The sequence below is a fragment of the Acidovorax soli genome (genome assembly GCF_014207955.1).
Taxonomy (GTDB): domain Bacteria; phylum Pseudomonadota; class Gammaproteobacteria; order Burkholderiales; family Burkholderiaceae_C; genus Acidovorax; species Acidovorax soli_A.
Window position 1 is genome coordinate 239,898 of sequence record NZ_JACHLK010000008.1, and the last position, 25,937, is coordinate 265,834.

General features: G+C 69.2%; 25 protein-coding genes. 3 read left to right on the forward strand and 22 right to left on the reverse strand.

Annotated features, from left to right (window positions below):
- Positions 1-62 precede the first annotated feature (62 nt).
- From HNP48_RS20475 to HNP48_RS20495, 5 genes are all read right to left on the reverse strand, one after another.
- Entirely contained in the window at positions 63-722 is a 660-nt protein-coding gene (locus HNP48_RS20475; protein ID WP_184860469.1) for a hypothetical protein, read from the reverse strand.
- A 353-nt stretch (positions 723-1,075) separates the two neighbouring features.
- Positions 1,076-2,047, reverse strand: coding sequence for a tripartite tricarboxylate transporter substrate binding protein (locus HNP48_RS20480; protein WP_184860471.1), 972 nt, complete (start codon positions 2,045-2,047; stop codon positions 1,076-1,078).
- A gap of 130 nt (positions 2,048-2,177) precedes the next feature.
- Positions 2,178-2,429, reverse strand: coding sequence for a DUF2783 domain-containing protein (locus HNP48_RS20485; protein WP_184860639.1), 252 nt, complete (start codon positions 2,427-2,429; stop codon positions 2,178-2,180).
- A gap of 17 nt (positions 2,430-2,446) precedes the next feature.
- The gene (locus HNP48_RS20490) at positions 2,447-4,132 is read right to left on the reverse strand and encodes an FAD-dependent oxidoreductase (protein ID WP_184860473.1); all 1,686 of its coding nucleotides are present in this window, start codon (positions 4,130-4,132) and stop codon (positions 2,447-2,449) included.
- Positions 4,133-4,157: 25 nt separating this feature from the next.
- Complete coding sequence (locus HNP48_RS20495) at positions 4,158-5,114, reverse strand: MBL fold metallo-hydrolase (protein ID WP_184860475.1); 957 nt, start codon at positions 5,112-5,114, stop codon at positions 4,158-4,160.
- 154 nt (positions 5,115-5,268) lie between these two features.
- On the opposite strand from HNP48_RS20495, the gene HNP48_RS20500 reads away from it, so the two are divergent.
- A complete protein-coding gene (locus tag HNP48_RS20500; protein ID WP_184860477.1) occupies positions 5,269-6,081 on the forward strand; it encodes an IclR family transcriptional regulator in 813 nt (270 codons plus the stop codon).
- On the opposite strand, the gene HNP48_RS20505 is transcribed toward HNP48_RS20500, so the two are convergent.
- The 6 genes from HNP48_RS20505 to HNP48_RS20530 all read right to left on the reverse strand — a co-directional run bounded on the left by HNP48_RS20505 (position 6,078) and on the right by HNP48_RS20530 (position 15,656).
- Positions 6,078-7,376, reverse strand: a complete 1,299-nt coding sequence (locus HNP48_RS20505; protein ID WP_184860479.1) for an O-acetylhomoserine aminocarboxypropyltransferase/cysteine synthase family protein — start codon at positions 7,374-7,376, stop codon at positions 6,078-6,080. The genes HNP48_RS20500 and HNP48_RS20505 overlap by 4 nt on opposite strands.
- 30 nt (positions 7,377-7,406) lie before the next feature.
- The gene (locus HNP48_RS20510; RefSeq protein WP_184860482.1) at positions 7,407-7,883 is read right to left on the reverse strand and encodes a CoA-binding protein; all 477 of its coding nucleotides are present in this window, start codon (positions 7,881-7,883) and stop codon (positions 7,407-7,409) included.
- Positions 7,884-8,080: 197 nt separating this feature from the next.
- Positions 8,081-8,698, reverse strand: coding sequence for a thioredoxin family protein (locus HNP48_RS20515; RefSeq protein WP_184860484.1), 618 nt, complete (start codon positions 8,696-8,698; stop codon positions 8,081-8,083).
- Between the two features lie 100 nt (positions 8,699-8,798).
- Positions 8,799-10,988 carry a protein-disulfide reductase DsbD gene (locus tag HNP48_RS20520; RefSeq protein ID WP_221480280.1) on the reverse strand — a complete coding sequence of 730 codons (2,190 nt, stop codon included), beginning with the start codon at positions 10,986-10,988 and terminating at the stop codon, positions 8,799-8,801.
- Positions 10,989-11,045: 57 nt separating this feature from the next.
- The gene (locus HNP48_RS20525; RefSeq protein WP_184860486.1) at positions 11,046-14,750 is read right to left on the reverse strand and encodes a DUF748 domain-containing protein; all 3,705 of its coding nucleotides are present in this window, start codon (positions 14,748-14,750) and stop codon (positions 11,046-11,048) included.
- A 150-nt stretch (positions 14,751-14,900) separates the two neighbouring features.
- The gene (locus HNP48_RS20530) at positions 14,901-15,656 is read right to left on the reverse strand and encodes an alanyl-tRNA editing protein (protein WP_184860488.1); all 756 of its coding nucleotides are present in this window, start codon (positions 15,654-15,656) and stop codon (positions 14,901-14,903) included.
- A gap of 55 nt (positions 15,657-15,711) precedes the next feature.
- Here HNP48_RS20530 and HNP48_RS20535 point away from each other — a divergent pair, with 55 nt between their 5' ends.
- Both HNP48_RS20535 and HNP48_RS20540 read left to right on the forward strand, forming a co-directional pair.
- Positions 15,712-16,224, forward strand: coding sequence for a DUF1569 domain-containing protein (locus tag HNP48_RS20535; protein WP_184860490.1), 513 nt, complete (start codon positions 15,712-15,714; stop codon positions 16,222-16,224).
- 18 nt (positions 16,225-16,242) lie between these two features.
- Positions 16,243-17,118: a creatininase family protein gene (locus tag HNP48_RS20540; protein ID WP_184860492.1), complete on the forward strand. Its 876-nt coding sequence runs from the start codon at positions 16,243-16,245 to the stop codon at positions 17,116-17,118.
- A gap of 1 nt (position 17,119) precedes the next feature.
- Here HNP48_RS20540 and HNP48_RS20545 read toward each other — a convergent pair whose 3' ends face one another.
- From HNP48_RS20545 to HNP48_RS20595, 11 genes are all read right to left on the reverse strand, one after another.
- On the reverse strand, positions 17,120-18,322 hold the full coding sequence (locus tag HNP48_RS20545) for an aspartyl protease family protein (RefSeq protein WP_184860494.1): 1,203 nt from the start codon (positions 18,320-18,322) through the stop codon (positions 17,120-17,122).
- A gap of 71 nt (positions 18,323-18,393) precedes the next feature.
- Positions 18,394-19,065 carry a histidine phosphatase family protein gene (locus HNP48_RS20550; protein ID WP_184860496.1) on the reverse strand — a complete coding sequence of 224 codons (672 nt, stop codon included), beginning with the start codon at positions 19,063-19,065 and terminating at the stop codon, positions 18,394-18,396.
- Positions 19,066-19,149: 84 nt separating this feature from the next.
- Entirely contained in the window at positions 19,150-20,136 is a 987-nt protein-coding gene (locus HNP48_RS20555; protein WP_184860498.1) for a threonine dehydratase, read from the reverse strand.
- Positions 20,133-20,771, reverse strand: coding sequence for a LysE family translocator (locus tag HNP48_RS20560; RefSeq protein WP_184860500.1), 639 nt, complete (start codon positions 20,769-20,771; stop codon positions 20,133-20,135). Before HNP48_RS20560 ends, HNP48_RS20555 begins: the two co-directional genes overlap by 4 nt.
- 6 nt (positions 20,772-20,777) lie before the next feature.
- Entirely contained in the window at positions 20,778-21,503 is a 726-nt protein-coding gene (locus HNP48_RS20565; protein WP_184860502.1) for a VOC family protein, read from the reverse strand.
- Positions 21,500-22,378: a PhzF family phenazine biosynthesis protein gene (locus tag HNP48_RS20570; protein WP_184860504.1), complete on the reverse strand. Its 879-nt coding sequence runs from the start codon at positions 22,376-22,378 to the stop codon at positions 21,500-21,502. The genes HNP48_RS20565 and HNP48_RS20570 overlap by 4 nt, the downstream gene beginning before the upstream one ends.
- A gap of 155 nt (positions 22,379-22,533) precedes the next feature.
- On the reverse strand, positions 22,534-23,394 hold the full coding sequence (locus tag HNP48_RS20575) for a PhzF family phenazine biosynthesis protein (RefSeq protein WP_184860505.1): 861 nt from the start codon (positions 23,392-23,394) through the stop codon (positions 22,534-22,536).
- Positions 23,395-23,423: 29 nt separating this feature from the next.
- Positions 23,424-24,050, reverse strand: coding sequence for a glutathione S-transferase family protein (locus HNP48_RS20580; RefSeq protein WP_184860507.1), 627 nt, complete (start codon positions 24,048-24,050; stop codon positions 23,424-23,426).
- 5 nt (positions 24,051-24,055) lie between these two features.
- A complete protein-coding gene (locus HNP48_RS20585) occupies positions 24,056-25,255 on the reverse strand; it encodes a PLP-dependent aminotransferase family protein (RefSeq protein WP_184860643.1) in 1,200 nt (399 codons plus the stop codon).
- 2 nt (positions 25,256-25,257) lie between these two features.
- Positions 25,258-25,581, reverse strand: coding sequence for a cupin domain-containing protein (locus tag HNP48_RS20590; protein ID WP_184860509.1), 324 nt, complete (start codon positions 25,579-25,581; stop codon positions 25,258-25,260).
- Between the two features lie 20 nt (positions 25,582-25,601).
- Positions 25,602-25,931: a DHCW motif cupin fold protein gene (locus tag HNP48_RS20595; RefSeq protein WP_184860511.1), complete on the reverse strand. Its 330-nt coding sequence runs from the start codon at positions 25,929-25,931 to the stop codon at positions 25,602-25,604.
- Positions 25,932-25,937: the final 6 nt, after the last annotated feature.

Consider the following 25,937-nt stretch of genomic DNA (forward strand, 5'->3'; position numbering starts at 1 on the left):
AGCAGACCATATGGGGCGGATGTTGGGCAGGGGCTGCATTCCCTAGGGTATGCAGGCGCGTATTACCCTTCTATGAAGCGGAGGAACTGATCGGCCAAATCGGTTGTCCGCTTGGATGAAAGTCCACTTTGGGAAATTGTCCCGCCCAAGTCTGCGACGTTAATTAGGCCGCGGTTGTACAAGTCCCGCCATAGTTGGCGATACAGATCGTTCTTGCCTCTACAGGAGGGAATGCAATGTTCCAGAACATGATTCAGACCGCCCATCGACATTCCAGGAGGTGATGTGGGCGCTTGAAAGACTGCCAGTATCTGAATCTGCAACTCAGCCAGATCGTCGATTAGATGAAGATATATGTGCAACACGGCATCTTCAGGGGTCTGGCCCTTTGCGATGTTGATGACAGCGTTCTTCAATGCCTCAAGTTTGGCTTTCTGGTGAGTCTTCAGGGCTAGCTGCGAGGCGTGCATCACGGCAGTTACAAATTCATCGCTTTTAGAAAGCCGGTCAAGATCAATCTGCTGAGACGCTTGTAGTTCTGCAAGGCGCTCACCGACGGCACGCATCCATTCAATTCTTCGCTTCTCAAGAGGTGGTTGGATAGTCGCTTGGAAAAGCTCAACCGCTGGGCCGCCTATCAGCGGAATGGCGGAGAGACTAGCCTTCGCAAGCGCATGAGCGTAGTCTCCTTTGGATTGGGTCGGAGTGGTAGCTTCATTCATGATTGCCTCCATCGCTTAACGAACTCAGGGCTGCCCAGGTTCCATGCGACCTTTAATTTCTTGGAGATACTCAATAAGCAAGTCGACTTGGCGTGGAGTTGCGGCTATAGGGTAGTCACCGAAACATGATCTAAGAACGTCGTGGTGATCGACGAAAAAGAGACCGCCGTCAAGGTAGCTCGCATAGCCAGCATCGGGCATTTGCTGCATCGTAGGAATGTCAGCAGCAACACTGTCATTGGTAACGACAACTGGGATAAAGCCTGTGTATGCCATAAAACCTCCGGGGATTGGAAGGCATTCTAGGGATAACAGCACCCGCATCACGCACGGCAAGCTGCGAGCCTTGTGGCTCAATCCAGCTTGACGCCCACCTTGGTGATCACGCGGCCCCACTTCTCGCGTTCGGCGCGCGCATAGCTGCCCATCTGCGCTGGCGTGCCGGGCAGGGGTTCCACGCCCAGCGCCTGCAGCCGTGCGCGCGTGCGGGTATCGGCCAGGGCCGTCTGCAGCGCCTTGCTGAACTGGGCCACGGCCTCGGGCGAGGTGCCCGTGGGGGCCACCAGCCCCTGCCAGGCATAGCCCTCGAATCCCTGCAGGCCCTGCTCCTGCAGGGTGGCTACGTCGGGCATGGTGGCCACGCGCTGCGGGCTGGCCACGCCGATGGCGCGCACCTTGTTCGTTGCGAGGAAGGGGTAGACCGTGGCGCTGTCGATCCACATCGCAGGTACCTGGCCGCCGATCACGTCCTGGATGGCCGGCGCCGCGCCGCGGTAGGGTACATGGGTGAGCGACAGCCCACTCTGCTCACGGAACAGCTCGCCCACCAGGTGGTGCGGGCTGCCAGGGCCTGCCGACGCCCAGTTCACCCCATTGGCCTGGCCCTTGGCCCAGGCCGTGAATTCCTTGAGGTTCTTGGCCGGCACATTGTTCGAGACCACGAGGAACATCGGAAAGCGCACCAGCAGCCCCACGGGCTGGAAGTCCTTCTCGGCGCTGTAGCTGAGCTTGCTGAACAAGAAGGGGTTGGCCGCCAGCGTAGCGAAGTCGGCCGAGAAGACCAGGTTGCCGAAGTCCTTGTTGCGCGCTGCATAGTCGGCCGCGATGTTGGTGCCCGCGCCGGGCTTGTTGTTGATGACGATGGGGCGGCCCAGGCTGGTGCCCATGGATTCGGCGATGGTGCGCGCCACGATGTCCGAGCCGCCGCCGGCTGCGTAGCCGACCACCCACTCCAGGGGCTTGCTGTTGTCCTGCGCATGGGCGCTCAGGGCGAAGGGCGTGAGTGCCAGGCCCGCGAGGGTGGCGAGGAAGTGTTTGCGCAGCATGGTGTTGTCTCCGGTGGTCAAGGGATGGATGGATGTTTCGGGCACGGCGCTGCCGCAGGCCCCGTCTGTGCGGGGCTTGCGCGGTGGCGCTTGGGGGGTGAGATTGGGGGGTGAGATTGGGGGGGGCGTGTCAGGCCGCGGCGTGTACCGGGGCGACCGGCGTCACGGGCGCGATGCCCGCAGTGCCGGCAGGCACCTGGGTGCCGCGTGCACACTGCAGTGCCTGCAGCAGCGTGGCCTGGTCGCCGATGTGGTTGGCCAGCAGCAGGATGAGGCGGGCGTTCATCGCGTGGCTCTCGGGCGGGGTCAGACCGTGGTGGCTGGCGATCAGGGCTTCGTAGAAATCGTCGCAGGCCTGCAGGTGGGGCTGGGTATCGAGCATGCTCATGGACTCCTTCGTCAGGCGGTTGCGAGGTCGGCAGAGGCGGCTGCGGGCTGGCGGCTGGCCGTTGCGGTCGCCAGCGCGGCGTGCACGGCGGCTTCGTCCAGCGTGCGCCAGCGCGCACACACATGCTGGTCGGGCCGCACGAGGTAGGCTGTACCCGGCTGGGCGTCCAGGCGCTTTGCCAGCAGGCCCTGGGTGTCCAGCACATCGGTACCCACCTGCAGCAGTGTCACCTGGGGCAGGGCGCTGGCCCAGGCCGGTGCCTTGCCGAAGACGAGCAGCGTGAAGTCGGGCCCCAGCGTGCGCAGCAGCCAGCCGCTGCGGCCACCGTGCTGCACTGGCGCGTCGAGCAGCACGGCACCCGGCACCTGGATGCCGGCAAAGCTGTCCGTATCCGGGGTGTTGAGCGACGAGCCGTGCAGCGTGGCCGGCACCGACAGGCGCCCGCTGTTGACGATGCGGCGCGCAAACGGGTGCTCGCGCGCCAGTTCCAGCGCCGCGTCGCGGAACAGGCGGCTGATCTCGCTCTTGGGCGTGATGAAGTCGGTAGCGCGCGTGGAATTGGCGATGTTCTCGTCCGCCGCGTATTCGCGTTCGGGCCCGTACGTGGCCAGCAGTTCCTGCCCGGCGCGGTCGCGCAGCACCCAGTCAAGCTTCCAGGCCAGGTTTTCGGCGTCCTGCACGCCGCTGTTGGCGCCGCGCGCGCCAAAGGGCGAGACGCCATGCGCGCTGTCGCCCGCGAAGACCACGCGGCCGTGCACGAAGCGGTCCATGCGCAGGCAGGCAAAGGTGTAGACGCTGGCCCATTCCAGCTCGAACTGCGCATCGGGCCCCAGCAGCGCACGCACGCGCGGCAGGATGTTCTCGGGCTTCTTCTCTTCCTCGGGGTCGGCGTTCCAGCCCAGCTGGAAGTCGATGCGCCAGACATTGTCGGGCTGGCGGTGCAGCAGCACGCTCTGGTTGGGGTGGAAGGGTGGGTCGAACCAGAACCAGCGCTCGGTCGGGAAGTCCGCGCTGCCGGCCATCTTCACGTCGGCGATCAGAAAGCGGTCCTGGAAGATGCGGCCCTTGCTTTCCAGGCCCATCATCTGGCGCATGGGTGAGCGCGAGCCATCGCAGGCAGCCACCCACTGCGCATCGATGCGGTAGTCGCCCTCGGGGGTCGTGATGCTGAGCAGTGCGCCAGCATCGTGCGGTGCAACGCCGGTCACCTTGTTGTGCCAGCGCAGCTCGATGTTCGGCAACTGCAGCGCCCGCTCCACAAGGTAGGCCTCGGCGTAGTACTGCTGCAGGTTGATGAAGGCCGGGCGCTCGTGGCCTTCTTCGGGCAGCAGGTTGAATTCGTACAGCGGCGCGTCGTGGAAGAACACCTTGCCCACGTTCCACGACACGCCCTTGTCCACCATGCGCTGGCCCACGCCCAGGCGGTCCCAGATCTCCAGCGTGCGCTTGGCAAAGCAGATGGCGCGCGAGCCGGTGGAGAGCTTGCAGTCGTTGTCCAGCACCACCACGCGCTGGCCGCGCTGGGCCAGATCGATGGCCAGCGACAGGCCCACGGGGCCTGCGCCCACCACCACCACGGGGTGCTGCGCGGGCTGGGGTGCATCCTGGTCGGGGGAGCGCTGGTACGCGAATTCGATGGCCTGGACCTGGGCACCAGTGCCATCGAAAGCAGGTGGGGCGGTTGTTGTGGCTGTCATGCTCTTGTCTACTCCGCGCAGGTTCTCAGCCTTCCAGGGCTTTCCACATCTGCACGTCGCGCTCGGCGGTCCAGATGCGTGGATCGGGGTACTGCGTGGCCTCGTCATAGGCCCGCGTCACGTCGAAGGGCATGCAGTGGTTGAAGATCACCCAGTGGCCGTACTTGGGCTGCAGCTTGGCGAAGGTGGCCTCGTAGACCTTGCGCAGGTCCTCGCCCTTGGCGGCGCTGTCCTTGACGCTGGCATACAGGTCGCTGATGAAGGCGCGCGTGCCCGCCAGGCCGGCCTGCACCTGCTCGGGCGTCTGCAGCGCCGCACCGCGGCCGGGCACCAGCTTCTCGGGCTTCAGGGCCGCGATGTTGTCCAAGGTCTGCGGCCAGTCCTGGAAGTAGGCATCGCCCGCGTACGGCGTGGCATCGAACTCCACCAGGTCGCCCGAGAACAGGATCTTCTCTGCCGGCAACCAGGCCACGGTATCGCCCTTGGTGTGGCCGCGGCCCAGCTGCAGGATCTGCACTTCCAGCGTGCCCAGCCACAGGGTCATCTTCTTGTTGAAGGTCATGGTCGGCCAGGTCAGGCCATCGGGCACGCTCTCCACGTTCTGGAACAGGCGCGGAAAGCGGCCGATCTCGCTGTCCTTGTCGAACTGGCCGCGCTCGACGATCAGGTCGCGCGTGTCCTCGCTGGCGATGATGTGCTCGGCCCCGTAGGCGCTGGCGCCCAGCACGCGCACTGCGTGGTAGTGCGAGAGCAGCACGTACTTGATGGGCTTGTCCGTCACTTCGCGGATGCGGCGGATCACATCCTGCGCCATCACGGGCGTGGCCTGGGTGTCGATGACCATCACGGCGTCGTCGCCAATGATGATGCCGGTGTTGGGGTCGCCCTCGGCCGTGTAGGCGTAGGCATGGTCGGAGAGCTTGTCGAAGCTCACCTTCTTGACTTCCAGGTCGGCGGCAGAGGCAAAGGTCTTGGTGGTCATGGTGTGGGTCCGGTTGATTTGGTTTAGTGAAATGCATTCATCTAAACAGAATGCTTTGATCATAGGCAATAAATTCGTCAATGTCTAATTCATTTGTTTAAGTGGAAACCCCAGGGTGATCCAGAGGGCCGTGTGCCCGGTGGACAATGGCAGCATGGACGACCTCTCCCGTGACCTTTCTCCCGCCGACGACGAAGACAGCCCGCGCGCGCCGCGCGGCATCCAGAGCGTGGAGGTGGGCGGCCAACTGCTCAAGGTGCTGGCGCGCACCGGCCGTCGCATGGCGCTCAAGGACCTGGCGCGTGCCGCCGACATGACGCCCGCCAAGGCGCACCCCTACTTGGTGAGCTTCGGCAAGCTTGGCCTGATCGAACAGGACGCCGTGAGCGGCCACTATGGACTGGGCCCCCTGGCCATGCAACTGGGGCTCATCAGCCTGCAGCAGGTCGACCCCGTGCGGCTGGCGATTGCCGAGCTGCCAGGCCTCGCCCAGCGCATCGGCTACACCGTGTCGGCCTCGGTCTGGGGCGACAACGGGCCCACCATCATCCGGGTGGAAGAAGGTCCGACGGCCGTCTACGTGGCCATGCGCCACGGCACGACCGCATCGGTGCGGCACACGGCCACGGGCAAGGTGTTCGCGGCCTTCGGCCCGCGCGAGCGCACGGCGGCCGCCCTGGTGGCCGATGGCCATGCCGGGGCACTCGACGACCCGGCCTTTGCCGCGGAGCTGGACGCCGTGCGCACCCACCAGGTGGCCGAGGTCACGGACCAGTTGCTGCCCGGCATCAGCGCCCTGGCCACGCCGGTTTTCGATGGTTTCGGCCAACTGGTGCTGTGCCTGGCCGTAATCGGCCCCAGCGCCACACTGCGCACCGGGCCAGACAGCGCCGCGGCGGGCCACCTGCGCGAGACCGCGCGCAGCCTGTCGCAGCGGCTGGGCGCTGCTGCGCAGACGGGCTCCTAGGTCTTGGACAGCGCCTGGTCAATGTCCCAGAGGATGTCGTCCAGGTCCTCGATGCCCACCGACAGGCGCACCATGTCGGCGCTCACGCCGGCGCGGGCCAGTTCCTCGTCGTTGAGCTGCCGGTGGGTGGTCGATGCCGGGTGGATCACCAGCGTCTTGGCGTCGCCGATGTTGGCCAGGTGGCTCAGGAACTCGCAGGCGTCGATGAACTTCTCGCCCGCTGCGGCCCCGCCCTCGATGCCAAAGGTCAGGATGCCCGAGGCGCCGGGCGTGCCGTCCACTGTGCGGAACTGCTTTTGCGCCAGCGCGTAGTACGGTGAATCGGCCAGGCCCGGGTAGTTGACCCAGCGCACCTTGGAGTGCTGCTGCAGAAACTTCGCCACCGCCAGCGTGTTGCGGCAGTGCTCGCGCATGCGCAGGTGCAGGGTTTCGGCGCCCTGCAGCAGCTGCCAGGCGTTCATGGGTGAGAGCACTCCGCCGAAGGTGCGGTTGATCTCCATGCGCGCCTTCATGGTGTAGCCGAAGTCGCCAAAGGTCTCGTAGAACTTCACGCCGTGGTAGGCGCGGCTGGGCTCCACCATCTCGGGGAACTTGCCGTTGTCCCAGGGGAACCTGCCGCCCTCGACCACCACGCCGCCCATGGTCGTTCCGTGACCGCCGATGTACTTGGTGGCGCTGTGCACCACGATGTCGGCCCCGAAGGCCAGCGGGTTGCACAGGTAGGGGCTGGCCACCGTGTTGTCGATCACCAGGGGCACGCCATGGGCGTGCGCCACGTCGGCCACGGCCGCGATGTCGAGCACATTGACCAGCGGGTTGCCGATGGTTTCGCCGTAGAAGGCCCGGGTGGTGGGGCGCACGGCGCGCGCAAAGTTCTCCGGGTCGGCCGGGTCCACGAACGTGGTCTCGATGCCCAGGCGCGCAAAGCCCACGCCGAGCTGGCCCACCGTGCCGCCGTACAGCGTGCTGGCCGCCACGATGTGGTCGCCCGCCTTGAGGATGGCGAGCAGCGCCGCCATCTGCGCGGCCATGCCGCTGGCGCAGGCCAGGGCCGCGCGGCCACCCTCCAGGCTGGCGATGCGCTCTTCGAACACGGCCACCGTGGGGTTGCTGATGCGGCTGTAGACGTTGCCAAAGGTCTGCAGGTTGAACAGGCTGCTGGCGTGCTCGGCGCTGTCGAAGACAAAACTCGTCGTCTGGTGGATGGGCGTGGCGCGTGCGCCGGTCACGGGGTCGGGAACCGCGCCCGCGTGGATGGCGCGCGTGCCGAAGCCGTAGTCTCTGTCCTTTTCCATGGGCGGATGTCTCGCTGGTGTTCTTGTGGTTCAGTACGGGAGCTGCTGCGGGCGCTTGGCCGAGATCACGCGCGTGTTCACGCCCGCCCAATTGAGCCCGCCGAACAGGCGCGCATGCTCGATCTTCACGCAGCGGTCCATCACCACCGCCAGGCCCGCCGCGCGCGCACGTGCTGCGGCCTCTTCGTTGACGACGCCGAGCTGCAGCCACAGGCACTTCGCGCCAATGGCAATGGCCTCCTCGGCCAGGGGCGGAATGTCCTCGCTCTTGCGAAAGCAGTCCACCATGTCGATGCGGTGGTCGGCCGCAGCGGCCGTGACACTGGGGTAGCTGCGCTCGCCCAGGATCTCGCTGGCCATGGGGTTCACCGGCACGATGCGGTAGCCATGGGCCTGCATGTACTTGGCCGCAAAAAAACTGGGCCTGTGCCATTGCGGCGACAGGCCCACGACCGCAATGGTGCGGCAGGTTCCGAGGATGTGGCGCAGTTCGCTGATGGTGCTCATGCCACCAGTGTAGGAGACGGCCAGCCGGTGGTCCATGCCAGTGCTTCACCATCTTCCACCATGGGTGAAACGCTGCGGGCCAATGCCAGGACCGCCGCGCAAGGGCCGCCCCGCCGCGCTGGCGGTGTCCCCCTTCCCGAACTACGCAGTAGTTCGAGAGAAGGGGGAAGGCGCGAAGCGACTCAGGGGGATGCTCTCTATGCCGGGTCTTTGTACTTGATGGAGCAGCCGTAAGGGCGGGTGGTGGCGGCCGTCAGCGGCTTGCCCGCCAGCGCTTCGGCCAAGCCAGTCTTCACATAGTTGGTGGCGCGCGGGATGTCATCGATCTTGGCCGAGGCGATGCTGTCGATGCCGCCCGCATAGATCAACTGGCCCTGTGGGTTCACGATGTACATGTGCGGCGTGGTGCGGGCGCCGTAGGCGCGGCCGGCCGTGCCTTCCTCGTCCATGAGGATGGCGGTGGGTACGGACTGGCGTTCCTTGAGCCAACTGCTCAGCTTGGCGGGCTCCAGGTAGTCGCCGCTGGCTTTCTCGGTGGAGTTGACCGCGAGCCAGACCACGTCCTTGCCGGCCGCATCCTTCTGGGTGGCGGGCATGTTGCCGCTGTCGTAGTGCTTGCGCACGAAGGGGCAGCCGGGGTTGGTCCATTCGAGCACCACGTGCTTGCCCTTGAAGTCCGACAGGCGCACGGTCTTGCCCGTGGTGTCCTTCAGGGTGATCTCGGGGGCCGGCTGGCCCACGGTGGCGGCGGCCTGGGCGCCCGCGGCGGCCAGCAGCAGGGGCAGGGCGAAGAGGGTACGTCGAAGCAGCAACATGGACGGCATCTCCAGATGAGGGACGAAGCGGCCAGTATCCGGCAAGCGGGCGGCGGACTCCACAAGGAAGCCCTGTAGGCCGGCTGGTTTTAGCGCAGCATCACAGGGCCGCCACCGCGGCGCGCAGTTCGCCTTCGCTGAGGATCTCGGAGAACACCACGGGCGCCTTGCCGGGTGCATGCAGCACATACACCGGCACACCGCTGCGGCCCAGCTGGGCCAGTGCGGCGGTGATGGCCGGGTCGCGGCGCGTCCAGTCGGCGCGCAGCAGGGCCACGTTCTTGGCCGCGAAGCCGGCCTGCACATCGGCGTCGGCCAGCGTGGTCTTCTTGTTGTACTGGCAGGTCACGCACCAGGCCGCGGTGAAATCCACGAACACCGGGCGGCCGCTGGCCACCAGCTGCTCGGCCGCGCCTGGGGTCCAGGCCTGCCACTGGGCGGTGCTGCCAGCCGCTGGTGGGGCTGCGGGGGCTGCAGCCACGTTGGTGATGTGGGGCGCAAAGGTCCAGGCCAGCAGCGCCAACGCCAGCACGGACACCGGCGCCATGAAGCGGCGCGCCGTGCCCGCGAGCGACAGTGCCCAGGCCACCATGCCCAGCGCCACCAGCAGGATCAGCAGCGCACCCGCGCCGTCGATGCCGCTTTGCTGGCCCAGCACCCAGACCAGCCAGACCACGGTGGCCAGCATGGGGAAGGCCATGAACCTGCGCAGTGTGTCCATCCACGCGCCAGGGCGCGGCAGGGCGCGCGCCACCGCGGGTACGAAGGCGGCGGCCAGGTAGGGCAGGGCCAGGCCCAGGCCCAGCGCCGCGAACACGGCCAGCGCCTGCGGCCCGGGCAGCGTGGCCGTGAGGCCCAGCGAGGCACCCATGAACGGGGCGGTGCAGGGCGCTGCCACGGCCACGGCGAGCACGCCCGTGAGGAAGGAATCGGCCACCGGGTGGCGCGCCTGCAGGCTGGCCACCGACGAGGGCAGGACATGCCCGAACTCGAACACCCCCGCCAGGTTCAGCGCGATCAGCGTGAACAGCGCCGCCAGACCCGCCACCACGGCTGGCGACTGCAGTTGAAAGCCCCAGCCGATGGCCTCGCCCGCAGCGCGCAGGCCCAGCATCAGCCCGCCCAGCGCGATGAAGGACAGCACCACACCCGCCGTATAGGCCAGACCGCTCAGCCGGTGGGCGCGCCGGTCCTGCGCATGCTGGGCAAAGCCCACGACCTTGATGGCCAGCACCGGGAACACGCAGGGCATGAGGTTCAGGATGAGGCCACCCAGGAGGGCGCCGAGCAAAGCGGCCACCAGCGTGGCGGCGGGTGCCGAGGTGGTCGTGGCAGGCGGAGGCGCGGCGGCCGCATTGGCCTTGAGCGCCGCCTCCAGCGCGGGCGACACCGTGGCCGCGGCGGCCACCGTGGGCCAGGCGCCCAGCACCTTGAGCGCGGTCCGGTAGCCCTGGCCCTCGGCGGCCAGCACCACGGGCATGGGGTCGGGGCTGTTGCTGCGCTGGGCCGACAGGGGCACCTCGGCGGTCCACACGGCGCCCTTCCAGGCCTGGGTCCAGGCGGCGGCGTTCTCGATGACCTCGGGCGTTTCGGGGAACAACTCCAGCGTCTTGCCGCGCAGCGCCTCGGGCAGGCCCTGCACGCTCAACTGCAGGGTGTTGCCTTCGATGCGGGCTTGGCTGCCCTGGGCCTCCACGGATTTCGGCTGGGCGGCCAGGGCCGCGTCGAAGGCCGCGCCGTGCATGGCCGTGGTGCTGCGCGCGGGAATGGTGAGGGTGAAGTCGCCTTCTTCGGGGATGCACTCCTTGCGGCAGACCAGCCAGGTGGCATGCAGGCGCACCGTGGCATCGCCCGACAACACCTTGGGCGCAAAGCTGCTGGCCACGGTGACGGGCACGGGCAGCAGCACCGTGCCCTCGTAGCCGTAATTGGCCAGGGTGCCGATGGGGATCTTTTTCGGCAGCGGCCAGGCGATCTCGCCCGCGTCCAGGCCCGCGGGCAGGGTCCAGGCCATCTCGATCGGCAGGCCCGAATCGCCGGGGTTCTTCCAGTAGGTGTGCCACTCGGGCTGGTGGGTGATCTGCAGGCCCAGCCACAGCGGCTGGCCGGGCTCAATCCCCTGCGGCGCATGGGCGACCAGTTCGGCGCGCACATGGGGGGTGGTGACCACGGCGCTCGCGGCACCGCCGCTGCCCTTGGTCGGCAACTGGGCCCAACTGCCCGCACCGGCCAGCAGGATTGCTATGAAAAAGATAGCTTTTGTGAGCAGGGACGGCGAGCGGTGGAGCATGTTGCAGGGTGTGAGCGCCGAAACCGGGGATTGGTTCCGGCGCGATGGCGTGGCCCCTTATTGTGTCGCCAGGCTCATCTGTGCCTGGGGCGTCCATTTCTCGGGCTGGTTTCCCGCCCGCGGCGCGGCCAGGAACAGGCGCTCCACGGGCAGCTTCTGCGCGATCAGGTAGCTGCGCACCGCCTGGCCCCGCTGGGCGGCCAGCTCCTGCGCCATGGCCTCGGTGGCGGGCTGGTTGGCCAGCAGCAGGGCCTCCATCTCAGGCACCGTGAGTTCGCGCGCCAGGCCCACCAGGTTGCGCGGCTTGGGGATGTCGGCGCGGCGGTAGACCTCCTTGAGCAGGGCAGGGTACTCGGCGGCCTGCACGGGGGCGCTGTCGGCCGGGCTGGCGCGGCGCTTTTCGGCCAGCACCAGCTGCTGGAGGTGTTCGCGCTGCAGGCCTTCGCGCTCGGCCTGCAGGCTGGCCTGGCCAGTCACCGTCAGGCGCAGGTTGGGCCGGTCGGTGAGCGCCTTGACCACCTTGGCCAGGTTCTGCTGCGCCTCGGGCGTGAGGGTGGCGCTGCCGGGGGTGAAGGCCACGGTGCTCAGCTCGTCGCCGCCGCCCAGGGCGTTGGCCAGCAGGCTGAAGGGCGCGGTCAGGGCCTTGCCGATCAGGTTGACGACGATCTTCCAGATCACCGGGCCGACGCGGAACTCGGGGTCGTTGAGCGAGCCGCTCAGCGGCAGGTCCAGGTCGATCACGCCCTGGCGGTCGGCCAGCAGGGCCACGGCCAGCTTCACCGGCAGGCTGTTGGGGGCGCCGGCCACGGGCTCGCCGAAGCTCAGCTGGTTGAGCACCAGCCGGTTGCTGGCCGTGAGCTGGCCGCTGGGCAGCACCTTGTAGGCCACGTCCACGCTGAGCTTGCCGCGCTCGATGCCATGGCCGGCGTACTTGACGGCATAGGGCGACAGGGGCGGCAGCTCCAGGTCGCGCACCTTGCCCGCGATGTCGAGCGCCAGCGGCTTGGCCAGCGGGTTGAGCTTGCCCGTGATCTCCAGCGAGGCCGTGCCCTCGGCCTTGCCGCGCAGTTCCAGATCGGCCAGCACCGGTTCGCTCCCGGGCGCGGTGGTGGAGAAGGCGCTGAGCCTGCCCGTGAGCTCCGACAGGTCGGCCGAGTAGTTGGGCTTGATGAAGAAGTCCGAGAACAGCACCTTGCCATTGACCAGGCTCACCGGGCCGAACTGCACCACCGGGGCCAGCGGGTCGGCCGGCGCTGTGGCCACGGCAGCGGATGCCGCCGAAGCCGCGGGCACCGGTGCCGGAGGCACGGACTTCGCGGCGCTGGCGGCATTGGCCGCCTGGGCCTCGGCCGGGGTTTTGGCAATGTCGCCCAGGTTGATGCGGCCGGCCTCGTTGATGGTGATGCGTGCGAAGAAGTCGGCCAGGCTGGTCTCCTTGACTTCGATGCGCGGTGCCGTGCCGGGGGCGGTGGCCAGGGCCAGGCCGCGCAGGTTCAGGCTCTTCCAGGCCAGCAGTTCCTCACCCACCTGGGCCTCGGTCTTGGGGGTGGAGGCCGAGGTGCTGTTGGCCTGGAGGTCCTCGACCACGGCATCGCCCGCCAGGCGCAGGCTGGGGCCTTTGTCTCCCTGTGCAAAAGCCAGGTCGCCGCGGAAACCCACGTCCGCGCGCAGCAGCTCGACGGACAGCTGGCTGGCCAGGTAGCCGTCGAGCGCGTGCAGCGGCAGGCGTGTGGCGTTGAGCTTGCCCTGTGTGGCCAGCGGCTGCAGCGCCAGCGTGCCCTGGTAGTCGAGCTTGCCCGCGGCATTGCCCTTGCCGCCTGCCGCCACCTGGGCCGACAGCTGCAGGGCCTCGGGCTTGCTGCCGTCGGTGGCCAGGTTTTTCGCCGTGATGCCCAGGGACGACAGCTCCAGCGCCACAGGCCGGGCCTGGGCCTTGTCGGCCAGGGACACCGCGCCGCCCTGCAGGCTGAAATCGGCCACGCGCAGCACCCAGGGCGCGTCTGCCGCCGCAGCGGCCGCCGTGTCTCCGGCGGGGGCTGGCTTCATCCAGCGCTCGACCATCCAGCGGCCGTCCGCATCGCGGTCCACCGTGATCCTGGGCTGCGTGATCGCCAGGCTCTCCAGCGTGGCGGTGCGTTGGTCCAGGGGCAGTTGCAGGCCCTTGATCTCCAGCCTGCCCAGGCTGGCCAGTTGCGCCTTGCCCTGGCGCAGGGCGAGTTGTTCCAGCGCCAGCGGCCCGGCGGTCAGCGTGACACCGGTGGCTGCCGGGGCATCGGCCGCAGCCCATTGCACGCCGATGTCGCCCGTGAGCTGACCGGCCACGCTGGGCTCCAGCACCTGGGCGAGGTAGGGTGCGGCCAAGGGCAGCGCCAGCGCGGTCAGGTTGGCCTGCACCTGGGCCTGCTGGTCCGTGGCCTCGCCCTTGAACGCGAGGCTGCCATCCTGCAGCTTGAGGCCGCCCTCAAAGGTGACGGGGTGGGCCCAGGGCAGGGCCAGGTCCTTGGCGTCCAGCGTGAACTCGCGGGCCTCCAGTGCAGCGGTGGGGCGGGTGGACTGGTCGGCCCAGCGCAGCGTGCCGCCGCGCACCAGGGTGTGGGCGACCTCCACGGTCCAGGGTTTGGCCGTGGCAGCCTTGCCGGTGCTGGCCGACGCCGGGCGGGAGGCTGCACTGGCAGCCGCGGTGGGTGCGGCGGCGGGTGCGGCCGGGGCCGCGAGCTGCGCCAGGTTGATCTGCCCGGCCGCATCGCGCGAGGCGTGGAGCACGGGGGCCGTGAGTTCCACCTGCGACAGGCGCACCACCTGGTCGAGCGGGCGCACATCGGCCATGTCGATCTTCAGGCGCTCGTAGGCCAGCAGGTCCTGGCCCTGGCGGTCGGCCACGCGCACCTGGCTGGCCTGCACACTGCCCGTGAGCTTGACGGCCATCTTGGGCGCCTGCTCGAAGGCGATCTTCAGGTCCACGTCCAGCATGGCACCCTGCACCTTCACGGGCAGGCTGGCGGGCAGGTAGGCCAGGTAGGGGGCCAGGTCCACGGCTTCCCAGCGCACGGCGGCATCGGTCTTGCCGGTCTGGGCAAACGGCGTGCCCTGGGCGGACGAGTCGAAGCGGCTGCCGTTGAGCGTGAAGGCCAGGTGGGGCTCCACCTTCACCTCGCGCTGCGAGGGCAGGGTGCTGATGAAGGGCACCTTGAGCGCCAGGTCGCGCAGCTGGTGCTGCTTGCCCACGCTGAGGTCGTCGTAGTCGATGCTGCCGCCGGTGAGCGCCAGGTTGTACAGGGCCAGGCGCGCGGGGCCGGTGTCGGGCTGGGGCTCGGCCGGCGGGGCCGTGACTTTGGCGATGATGTCGTCCACGTCGTAGCGGCCCTCGCCCAGGTGGGCGATGTGCAGCACGGGCGACTCCACGGTGAATTCGTCCACCACGGGCGCCAGGCGCAGCAGGGACTGCAGTTCACCGTCCACATGCACGCGGGCGATGGTGAGCTGCGGTGGGGCGCTGTCCCCGGCGCCGGCCACGGCGATGTCGCGCAGCGTGAGTTCCAGCGACCAGGGCGCAAAGTCGATGGCACCCACCGTCACGGCCCGGCCCAGCTGTTCACTGGCCATGCGCTGCAGCGGCCCCTTGAGCAGCGGTGGCACGGCCAGCCAGGTCAGCAGCCACAGCGCCAGCAGCGTGGCCAGGGCGATGGCGGCACGGCGGGCCCAGGGCTGCTGGCGCAGCGTGGCCAGGGAGGGGCGGGTCAGGGAGAACTTGGGGACGGGCATGGAGGCAGCGGAAAACGGCGGGCGGTCAGGGGGCTCGGCCGCAAACGGGCGGCAGGCCGCCCAAGGTACCACCGCGCGGGGGCGCGCAGTGTATCCAGGGGTTTGGTTGATGTTTTTTGACGATTGGCCGGCGGTGGGCAGCGCCGGGCCTCAGGCAGCAAAGCCCAGCACCACGCGGCGCGTGGTGGCGCTCTTCTTCTCGATCTTGGTCACCACGATGGCGCCGATCTCCGCGGTATTGGCCACGTGTGTGCCGCCGCAGGGCTGCAGGTCGATCAGTGGGGCACCGCCCTCGCCGCCGCCGATGCGGATGGTGCGGATGCGCCCTGTGCCGCGCGGCGGCTGCACGCTCATGCTCTTGACCAGGGCCGGGTTGGCGTCGAGTTCCTCGTCGCTGATCGATGCCACGGTGAGCGGGTGGGCCGCGGCCACCAGGGCGGCGATGCCGGCCGTGAGCACATCCTTGTCGAGCGGGTCGGTCATCGAAAAGTCCAGCCGCGCGTACTCGGGCGTGATGGAGCAGCCATTGACCAGCTGCGGCACCAGGTGGCACAGCAGGTGGGTGGTGGTGTGCAGCCGCATCAGGCGGTGGCGGCGCTCCCAGTCGATGCGCGCCGTGACGGGCAGGCCGGCGGCCAGCGTAGCCAAGCGCTCTTCCTGGCCCGGGGCCAGCACATGCACGATATCGGCCGTGGGCTGGCCTTCGGCATCCTTGCCCTTGCGCGTGTCGGCGATGGCGAGGGTGCTGCCATCGGCCAGCGTGAGCGTGCCGCTGTCGCCGGCCTGGCCGCCACCCAGGGGGTAGAACACCGTGCGGTCGAGCACGATGCCGGCTTCGGTGACGGCGGTGATGTGGGCGCTGCATTCGCGCAGGTAGCTGTCTTCTCGGAACAGATCGTGGGTCATCCCTGCATGGTAGCGGCAGCGCAATGGGGCTGCAGGGCGCTACCATCGGTGCACCATGAAACGCCGCACCGCCCTGATCGCCGCCCCCCTGGTCCTGGTCCCTGCCCTCGGCTGGGCCGACGAGCCCAAGGTGGCCGACCTGTCCGGCGCGCTGCGCTGGCTCGACAAGCTGGAGGCCACGCCTCAGGCCCGCACCACGGGCGCCTGGCCCCTGGTGGCCGTGCTGGAGCACCTGTCGCAGAGCATCGAGATGAGCATGGACGGGTTTCCCAAGGAGAACAGCGCCCTGTTCCAGCGCACGCTGGGTGCGGCGGCATTCGGCTTTTTCGGCTGGCGCGGGCGCATGTCGCATGGCCTGGCCGAGCCCATTCCCGCGGCGCCGGCGCTCACGATGTCGGGCGACTGGAAGCCCGCCGCCCAGCGTTTGCGGGCCGCCATCGCCCGTTTCAATGCCCACACGGGGGCGCTGCGCCCGCACTTTGCCTACGGCGCGCTGGACAAGGCCGACTTCGCGCGGGCCCACACCTTCCACATCGCCAACCACCAGGACGAGATCGTTCTCGCCTGAGGCCGCTACCATGGCGGCATGACGCAGCCACCGGTACCTCCCTCTTCCGCAGCCACCAAGCCCCCGCGCTGGTGGGCCGACCTTGGCACGCGCGATTTCGCAAAACGCAAGGCTTCGGGCCTGGCGGCGCAGACCGTGGCGGTGCTGCCGGTGGCCGCCATCGAGCAGCATGGGCCGCACCTGCCGCTGTCGGTCGATGCCACGCTGCTGCAGGGCGTGGTCGACGCCGCGCTGCCGTTGCTGCCGGCGGACCTGCCGGTGCTCTTTCTGCCGCCGCAGAACGTGGGCCTGAGCCCCGAGCACATCCGCTACCCCGGCACGCTCACGCTGTCGCCGGCCACCATCATCGCGCTGTGGACCGAGCTGGGCGAGTGCGTGGCGCGCGCGGGCGTGAAGAAGCTCTTGCTGTTCAACGGCCATGGGGGCCAGGTCAGCGTGATGGACATCGTGGCGCGCGAGCTGCGCACGCGCTGCGACCTCCTGGTCTATAGCGCCAGTTGGTTCGGCCTGCCCCTGCCCGAGGCCGTGGCCGGGCAGTTCAGCGCGCAGGAGCACCGCTTCGGCATCCATGCGGGCGAGATCGAGACCTCGATGATGCTGCACCTGGCGCCCGCCACTGTGCACATGGAACACGCGCAGGACTTCCGCTCCACCTCGCAGGACCGCTCGGAGCGCTACGCCATCCTGGGCAATGGCAAGAGCGCCAAGCTCGGCTGGCAGATGCAGGACTACCACCCCGCCGGTGCCGTGGGCAATGCCGCGGCCGCCACGGCCGACAAGGGCCGCCAGGTGGTCGAAGCCGCGGCCACGCAGCTCGTGGCCCTGCTGCAGGAGATGGTGGCGCTGCCGCTGAGCACCCTGCGTGACGGGCCGGACGGCGCCAGCCCGCCCTGAGTCAAACCAGTTCCTGCAGTACCAGCGTGGCCTGGCGCTCGGCACCCTCCGGGCCACGCAAGCGCAGGGCGAGCGCCGTGCCGGGCGGTGCGGCCAGCCGCTCGCGCAGCCAGCCGGCATCGCCCGCGCCCAGCCCGTGCCCCTGCACCGCCAGCAGTGCGTCGCCCGACCGCAGGCCGGCCTGGTCGGCGGGGCCGCCGGCCAGCACATGGAGCACCTCGAAGTGCGTGCCATTCCAGCGCGCCAGCAGGCCACTGCGTGGCCCGGCAAAGGGCTCGCCAAGGGCGGCCTGTGCGTCCAGGTACAGCGCACCGCCGGCCACGTCGATGGTGAGGGCAAAGCGCCGCCACAGTTCATTGCCCAGGTTGCCCATCCAGGCATCGCTGCCGAACAGGCCATCGGTGGCCAGCGCCAGGTGCACCGGCACCTGTGGCAACTGCCAGGGGCCGATGCCGAACTGCGGCAGCCGCGCCACATCGGCCCAGGTGATGCCGCCCACGCTCACGCCCGTGGGCATGCGCACGGCGGGTTGCAGCGCGGCGCGCAGGCCCAGCCGTTCCACCGTGGGCCTGAACAGCGTGACGGCGCCGCTGTCGCCCGTGTCCAGCGAGAACCAGCCCGCATGCCCGGCGGCGCTGGCCTGCACCAGCAGCTTGCCACCGGGCAGCACCTGCAGGGGCAGGCGCACGGCCCCGGGCGGCGGTGGCATGCGGCCGGGCAGGTCCAGCGTGAATTCGCCACGCGCAAAGTCCAGGTGCGTGGTGAAGGCGCGCCAGAGCGGCGCGCCCAGAATGCCGTCGTAGGCGAACTCAGCCGGCAGCGGTATGACGAAGGCCAGGGCCTGGCGCAGGCGCGCGCTGCCGCCCAGCACGATTTCGTCCACCCGGGTCCAGGGCACGGGCTGGTCCGAGGCCTGCGCGCCCGAGCTGGGCACCCGCTCCTCGGACAACACCAGCCCCAGCGCCTCGGCCGTGCGCGGGGTGAGCACATGCTGGTCGGCACCGGTGTCGAGCAGCAGGCGCAGCGGCCGGCCATTGGCCTGCGCCACCACCGACACATGGCTGAGATCGCGCTGCAGCGGCAGGGTGGTGGGGCCGCCGGCCAGGGCCTCGCCCTCGGGGCTGCGCCCCATCGAGCCGCCGCAGGCGGCCAGCAGGGGCACAGCGCTCAGCAGGCTGTGGCCCAGGAAATGTCGACGGCGCATGGCAACTCCCGCAAAGCGATGGAGTTGCTATTAAACAGTAAAAATTTATTGTTTTGCAATAAATTTAGGTTTCACGCGTGCGTCAACCAATCCGCATGCTCCAGCGCCTGCAGGTGCGGCAAGGTGTTGAAAGTCTGCAGCATCAGGCGCTTGGGGCTGATGGTGAACTCCGTGACCGCGCTGTTGCGGATGCGCATGTTGAGCGCAATGGTCACCTCGGGCGCCGTGCCCAGCACCTGGCCCACGGCGGTCGAGATCGGGCCGCCGCTGCTCACCAGCAGCACCTTGTGGCCCACATGGTGCTGGCGCACATGGTCGAGCGCGCCGCGCACACCGGCGCTGAATTCGTTCCAGCTGGGCATGCCCTGCGGGCTGATGACGCCGGCCATCCACTGCGCGAGCGCGTCGCACAGCAGGCGAAAGTGGTGGCGGTACAGCTCGGGCGTGTCGGGCCGGGGCAGGGGCTGCGGGTGGATGGCGGCGATCAGCGCGTGGCTGTCGTACTCGTTGAGGCCGGGCATCTGCAGCACCTCGGGGGTGGTGCGCAGGCCCTCGGCAATGCCTTCGAGCGTTTGCGTGTGGCGGCGCAGCGTGCCGGTGATCACGGCATCGAAGGCCTGGCCGCGTTCACGCCAGTGCTCGCCCAGGCGCACCGCCTGTTCGCGCCCACGCGCACTGAGCTGGTCGTAGTCGTCTGCGCCAAACGAGGCCTGGCCGTGGCGCACGAGGTAAAGGGTTCCCATGCGCCGGATTGTGGGCAGGCACCGGCCTGGCCGTTTGTCTCCCAAGCGACCGGCGCAGCCGCGCCAGTAGCCTTGGAGACAGGTTCATCCCGCCAGCACGCGGCTGAACACGGGGGCGTCGACATTGCCGCCCGTGAGCGCCAGCCCCACGGCCTGGCCACGCAGGGCGTCGCGCTCCTGCAGCGCCGCAGCCAGGGCGGCCGCACCCGCGCCCTCGGCCACATTGTGCGTGTCGGTGTAGATCGCATGCATGGCCGCGGCCACCTCGGCATCCGTCACCTGCACGATGTGGTCGATGTGCGGCGCGAGGAGGGCCAGCGCCTGCGCATCAGCCACGCGGCAGGCCATGCCGTCGGCCAGCTCGGTGGTCACGGGCGCCTCGACCACGCGGCCCGCTGCCAGCGAATCGGCATAGGTCGTGGCATGGCTGCTCACCACACCGACGATGCGCACGCCATGGCCAAGCGCCAATTTGGCTGCGATGGCCGAGCAAGCGCCCGAGCCCTGGCCGATGGGCACGTAGACCACATTGAGCTGCGGTACGGCACGCAAAAACTCCCACCAGTAGGTGCTCACGCCGCGCAGCAGGTCGGCATGGAAGCTCGGCACCATGTGCGCCCCGCGCTCGGTAGCCAGCTGCATGGCGTGCTCGCGCGCTTCCTGGAAGTCGCTGCCGTGCTCGATCAGCGTGACGCCCAGCGCGCGCATGGCGGCATTCTTCTCGACCGAGTTGCCCCGGGGCACGACGATGGTGCAGGCCACGCCGTGCCGGCGCGCGGCCCAGCCCATGCTCTGGCCATGGTTGCCGCGCGTGGCGCTGACCACCTCGCGCGGCAGGGCTCCGCGCCGGGTCAACTGGTCGAAATAGGTCAGTCCGCCGCGGATCTTGAAGGCGCCCACGGGCGTGTGGTTCTCGTGCTTGAGCCAGCAGTCGGTACCCAGGCGCTCGCTGAGCAGGCCCCAGCGGTACTGCGGCGTGGGCGCAAAGTCGCGGTACACGACCTCGGCCGCCGCCTCGATGTCGGCCAGGCTGGGCAGCCAGGGGAGGGTGGGGGTGGGCAGGGCACTCATGCCGCAGGCCTCTTTTCGGCGAGCAGGCGCACGGCCAGCAGGCCCAGCACGGTGCCCATGACATAGCGCTGGGCGCGCATCCAGCCCTGGCTGCGGTTCATGAACAGCGCCACGCGGGCTGCGAACAGCACCAGCAGCGCATTCACCAGCCCGCTGATGCTGATCTGCACCGCGCCCAGGGAGAGGCTTTGCAGCAGCCACTGGCCACGCTCGGGGTGCAGAAACTGCGGAAAGAACGACAGGTAGAACATGGCCACCTTGGGGTTGAGCAGGTTGGTCATGAAGCCCATGAGGAAAAGCTTGCGCGGCGTGTCGTGCGGCAGGTCGCGCGCCTCGAAGGGCGCGGCACCGCCGGGCTTCACGGCCTGCCAGGCCAGCCACAGCAGGTAGGCCGCACCCGCGATGCGGATCGCGTCAAAGGCCATGGGCACGGCGGCCAGCAGGGCCGTGAGGCCGAGCGAGGCCGCCAGCAGGTGCACGCCAAAGCCCGCCAGCACACCGGCCAGCGAGAGCAGGCCGGCACGCGGCCCCTGCGTGAGGCTGCGCGAGACGCAGTAGACCATGTTGGGCCCGGGCGTGAGCACGAGCAGCAGCGCAGCGAGCGCAAAGAGCATCAGTTCCTGGGGTGTGAGCATGGGGGCTTACTCCGTTGAGGGGGTGGAGGGGGGCGGGGCCGAGCGCAGGACCACAGGGCCGCGCGGTGTGGTCAGCGTCGCCTGCAGCAGCGGCACCGGGCCGGCGCTGGCCGGGGCAAGGATGCGCAGGCCGGCGGCATCGCAAGCCGCAGCGAGGGCCGTGCCGTCGGGGTGCTGCAGCGTGAGCGACTGCAGCTGCACGCCGCTGTCCGGCAGGTGGTCGCAGGGGTGTGCGGCACCCCACTGGATCAGCGTGGGCAGACAACCGTCCCACAGGCGCCGGCCGTCGGGCCGCACCGTGATCTGCCACTGCAGCAGGCCCTGCGGCGTGGGGCGGCTGGCGGCGATGGCGCGGCCCCGGTCCACGCCCAGGGCGGCCAATGCGCCCAGGCTGGCCGCCACATCGGGCACCGAGGCCACCCAGTGGATGGGCTGCGGGCCGTGTGCGGCCATCTGCTGTTGCAGCGCGGCGTCGTCCATGTCGAACCAGCGCCGGTCGCCATCGGGGATGGTCTTGGTGCCCACGGGGTTGATCGCGATGATCTCCAGGTAGGCACGCGGGTGCGTGGGGCTGGAGATGTTGAGCAGGCGGTTGTGCGTGCCCATCAACGGGTGCTCGCCGCCGCCTGCGGGCGTGACGCCCAGTGTGCGTTCGCACCATGCAACGCCCGTGGCCAGGTCGCTGGCCAGCACCACCAGGTGGTCGACGCAGGGGGCAGCGGGTGCCGTCACAGCAGCACCTCGCCCTGCACGCAGGTCACCGAGTGGCCGCCGATCCAGATGTCGGCGCCCTCCTGGTGCACATGCACGCGCCCGGCGCGGCCCAGGGCCGTGCCCTGGCTGGCGATGTAACTCGTGGGCGCCAGGCCTGCGCCGATCAGCCACTGCGCCAGGGCGGCATTCAGGCTGCCCGTCACGGGATCTTCCGCCAGGCCCGCATTGCCGGGGAAGAAGGCCCGCACCTCGAAGGCGATGTCCTCGCGCGAGGTATCGGCGCCGATCACGCCGACCTTGCCGCGCGGCCCCACCACGCCGATGTCCAGGCCCGCGAGGATGGCGCTGTCGGGCCGCAGCGCCAGCACCTGTTCGGCCGATTTCAACATCACGCCGCGCCACTTGGGGCCGTTGTCGCACCAGGCGTGGTGCAGGATGTCGCTGCGGGGAACGCCCAGGCCGCGCGCGATCAGCGCCACATCGGCCTCGTCCAGCGGGCCGCTGCGCAGGCGCTCGGGGGCGGCAAAGGCCAGGCGCGCACCGTCCTGGCGCAGCGGCACCAGGCCCACGCCGCATTCCTGCACCACCCGGCCCGGTGTCTGCGGCTGGCCGCCGGCGCCCAGCCAGGCATGGCAACTGCCCAGTGTGGGGTGGCCGGCAAACGGCAGTTCGCGCCCGGGGCAGAAGATGCGCACGCGGTAGTCGGCGCCGGCCGCGCGGCCCTCGGGGGTGGGCGGCAGCAAAAAGGTGGCTTCCGACAGGTTGGTCCAGTTCGTGAACTCCTGCATGGCCTCGGTGCTGATGCCCTCGCCATCGAGCACCACGGCCAGCGGGTTGCCGCGGTAGGCCTGGTCGGTGAAGACGTCGACTTGCTGGAAGGGGCGCAGTTTCATGGTGGAGTGCCTGTCTCGGTGGTGGTGGGTTGAATGAACAAGAGAACAAGAAAAGAGGTCGGTGCTGCGGCCACGCCAGGGGGCTGGCCTGGGGCCATGGGCACCTGCGGGCAGGTGGGGTCAGCCGCCGGCGCGGATCGGAAGGGAGGACGGTTTCAGAGCAGCACCGTCCCTTCGATGCAGGTGACGGAGCGCCCGCCCACCCAGACCTGGTGGTCGTCCTGGCGGATGTGCACGCGGCCCGCGCGGCCCAGGCATTCGCCCTGGGCCACCTGGTAGTGGTGCGGTGCCAGGCCTTCGGCGATCAGCCATTCGGCCAGGCTGGCATTGAGGCTGCCGGTCACCGGGTCCTCGCGGTTGCCCATGGGCGCGGCAAAGGCGCGCACCACCACGCCGGGGCGGCTGGCGTCGCTGGCCTCCTTGCCCACGTGCACCACGCCGACCGACTGGCCCAGGTCCATGAGCCGCGCATGGTCGGGCTGCAGGCCGAGCACGGTGTCGGCGCTGTCCAGCAGCATGCCCAGCCACACGGGGCCGTTGTCCAGCAGCTGGGTGCCCAGGATCTGCGCCGGGCGCACGCCCAGGGCACTGGCGATCAGCGGCACCAGCGCCGGGCTGGGCGCGCTGCGCGTGAGCGGCGGGGCGGCAAAGGCCAGGGTGTGGTCCTCGCGCCGGATGCGCACCAGGCCCAGGGCACATTCCTGCACCACCAGCCCCTGCTGGCGGGGCGTGTTGCCGGCCTGCAGCCAGGCGTGGCAGGTGCCCAGCGTGGGGTGTCCGGCAAAAGGCAACTCGCCTTGCGGGCTGAAGATGCGCAGCCGGTAGTCGGCCCCGTTCGCTCGGCCGGCCTCGGTGGGCGGCAGCAGAAAGGTGGTTTCCGACAGGTTCATCCACGCCGCAAAGCGGCGCATGTCCGCATCGCTCAGGTCTTCGGCCTGCAGCACCACGGCCACGGGGTTGCCGTCGCCGGGGCGGTCGCTGAAGACGTCGATCTGCTTGAACGGGCGTGGCTGCATGGTGCGATCTCTGGCGGGTGGTCGTCCGCTCAGGATAACGGCTGATCGAGCACGCCGCGCGCGCCGGGGCGCGCGCTCACCGCCTGGTACCAGCGCTCCAGGTGCGGCCGTGCGGTCCGTTCCTGGGGCAGACCCCACCAGCGGTGGATCTCGCAGCCCACGGGGATGTCGGCCATGGTGAAGTGTTCACCGGCCAGATAGGGCTGGCGCGCCAGGTGGGCGTCCAGCAGGTCCATCAGCGGCTCGGTGGCGGCCACCGAGGCGGCGATCAGCGCCTCGCTGCGCTGCGCGGCCGGCGTGCGTATCCACTGGATGAAGGCATCGCGCCCGGCCGGGTTCAGCGTGGTCTGCTGCCAGTCCATCCACTGCTCGGCGGCAAAGCGGGCGGCGATGTCCTCGGGGTAGAGGCTGCCCGGCGCATGCCGGGCGCACAGGTAGCGCACGATGGGGTTGGATTCCCACAGCACCACACCGGTGTCCTCGTCCTCGATCAGCGGCACCAGGCCGTTGGGATTCATCGCGAGGTAGCGCGCTTCGCGCACGATGCCGAACTGCCCGCCGGCATCGGTGCGCTGCAGGCTGATGCCGAGCTCCTGCGCGGCCCACACGACCTTGCGCACGTTGATCGACGACAGCCGTCCCCACAGGCGCAGCATGGCGCTCAGCCCTTGGCCTGGTGGTCGCGGATGGCGGCGGCCAGCGCGGCGATGCCGGTGGCGATCTGCTCGGCCGTGGAGGTCACGAACGACAGGCGCAGCGTGCGGTGGTCGGCATCGTCGGCGTAGAAGGCGGCGCCGGGCACGAAGGCCACATTGCGCTCCACGGCCTTGGGCAAGAGTTCGATGGCGCTCACGCCCTCGGGCAGGCGCAGCCACAGGAACATGCCGCCGTCCGGCTTGTTCCACTCGACGGACAGGCCCTGCATCTCCTTGGTGAGCGCGGCCAGCATGGCGTCGCGCTGCTCTTTGTACAGCGCGCGGATGGTGGGCACGTGCTTGTCCAGGAAGCCGCCCTTCATCACCTCGGCCACCATGCGCTGGTTGTAGCCGGGCGTGTGCAGGTCGGCCGCCTGCTTGGCCTGCAGCAGCTTGGGGTAGACCGACTTGGGCGCCACCAGGAAGCCCAGGCGCAGGCCCGGGGCCAGCACCTTGGAGAACGAGCCCATGTAGATGCAGCCTTCGGGGTTGCGCGCGGTCAGCGGCGCGGGCGGCGGGTTGTCGAACCACAGGTCGCCGTAGGGGTTGTCTTCGACCAGCGGCAGGTTCAGCTCGGCCGCCTTGGCCACCAGCGCGGCACGGCGCGCATCGCTCATGGTGCGGCCCGTGGGGTTCTGGAAGTTGGGCAGCACGTACAGGAAGCGCGCCTTGTCGGCACCCGTGCCGACCTTGGCCACCAGGTCGTCGACCAGCACACCCTCGTCATCGCTGGCTACGGCCACCACCTTGGGTTCCATGGGCGTGAAGGCCTGGATGGCGCCCAGGTAGGTGGGCGTCTCCACCAGCACACGGCTGTCGGTATCGATCAGCACCTTGGCGATCAGGTCCAGGCCCTGCTGCGAGCCGGTGGTGATCAGCACCTGGTCGGGGCTCACGTCCCAGGGCAGGAAGTCGGCGATGGCCTCGCGCAGCGGGCCGAAGCCTTCGCTCGCGGCGTACTGCAGGGCCGAAGGGCCGTCATTGGCCAGCACGGCGGCCGAGGCCGCAGCAAACGCCGCGACAGGGAAAGTCTTGGGCGAGGGCAGGCCGCCGGCCAGGCTGATGATGCCGGGCTTCTCGGTGACCTTGAGGATTTCGCGGATCACCGAGGGGTTCATGCGCTCGGCGCGGCGGGCCAGGGTCCAGGTTGTTGGCAGGTCGTTCATGTTCACTCTCGTTCTCCTCCGGGTGGGCCCCAAAAGACCACCCACGTTGCAAAGTCGTCAGAAAAATCTTCAAAGCGGTGGGGTTGGCCCGCCGGTACGAAAAACGCATCGCCAGGCGCAAAGCGGTGCCGCTCCTGCCCCTGCACGAATTGTCCCCGCCCGCTGTGGATGAAGTACAGCTCATCCTGGGCGTGCGGTTGCTGCGGGTCGTGCCCGCGCGGTGCATACAGTTCCGTGCGCATGCTGCCATGCGCGATCAGTTCGGCAAAACGCTCCCCGTTCGGCCCCGGGAGCCGCGCAAGTCCTTGTTCCACCGAGTATTTCATAGTGCCAGAGCCCTTGCCCTTCAGTCCACGATGAACAGCGTGGCGCCCCTGGGCGCGGTCGAGCGGTGCGCCTCGGCATTGTCCGCCACCTGGTAGCTCATGCCGGGCGTGAGGGTGAACTGCCGGCCATCCTCCAGTTCGGTGTGCAGCTCGCCCGCCAGGCACAGCAGCACATGGCCCTTGCGGCACCAGTGGTCGGACACATAGCCCGGGGTGTACTCGACCTTGCGCACACGCAGGTCGCCGTACTGCAGCGTCTGCCAGAAGGCCTGGCCGGCCTGGGCGCTCTTTTCCACGCGCTCGACCGTGCTCCAGTCGGTGGCGGCGAAGGGGATGTTGTTCATCTGCATGGCGTA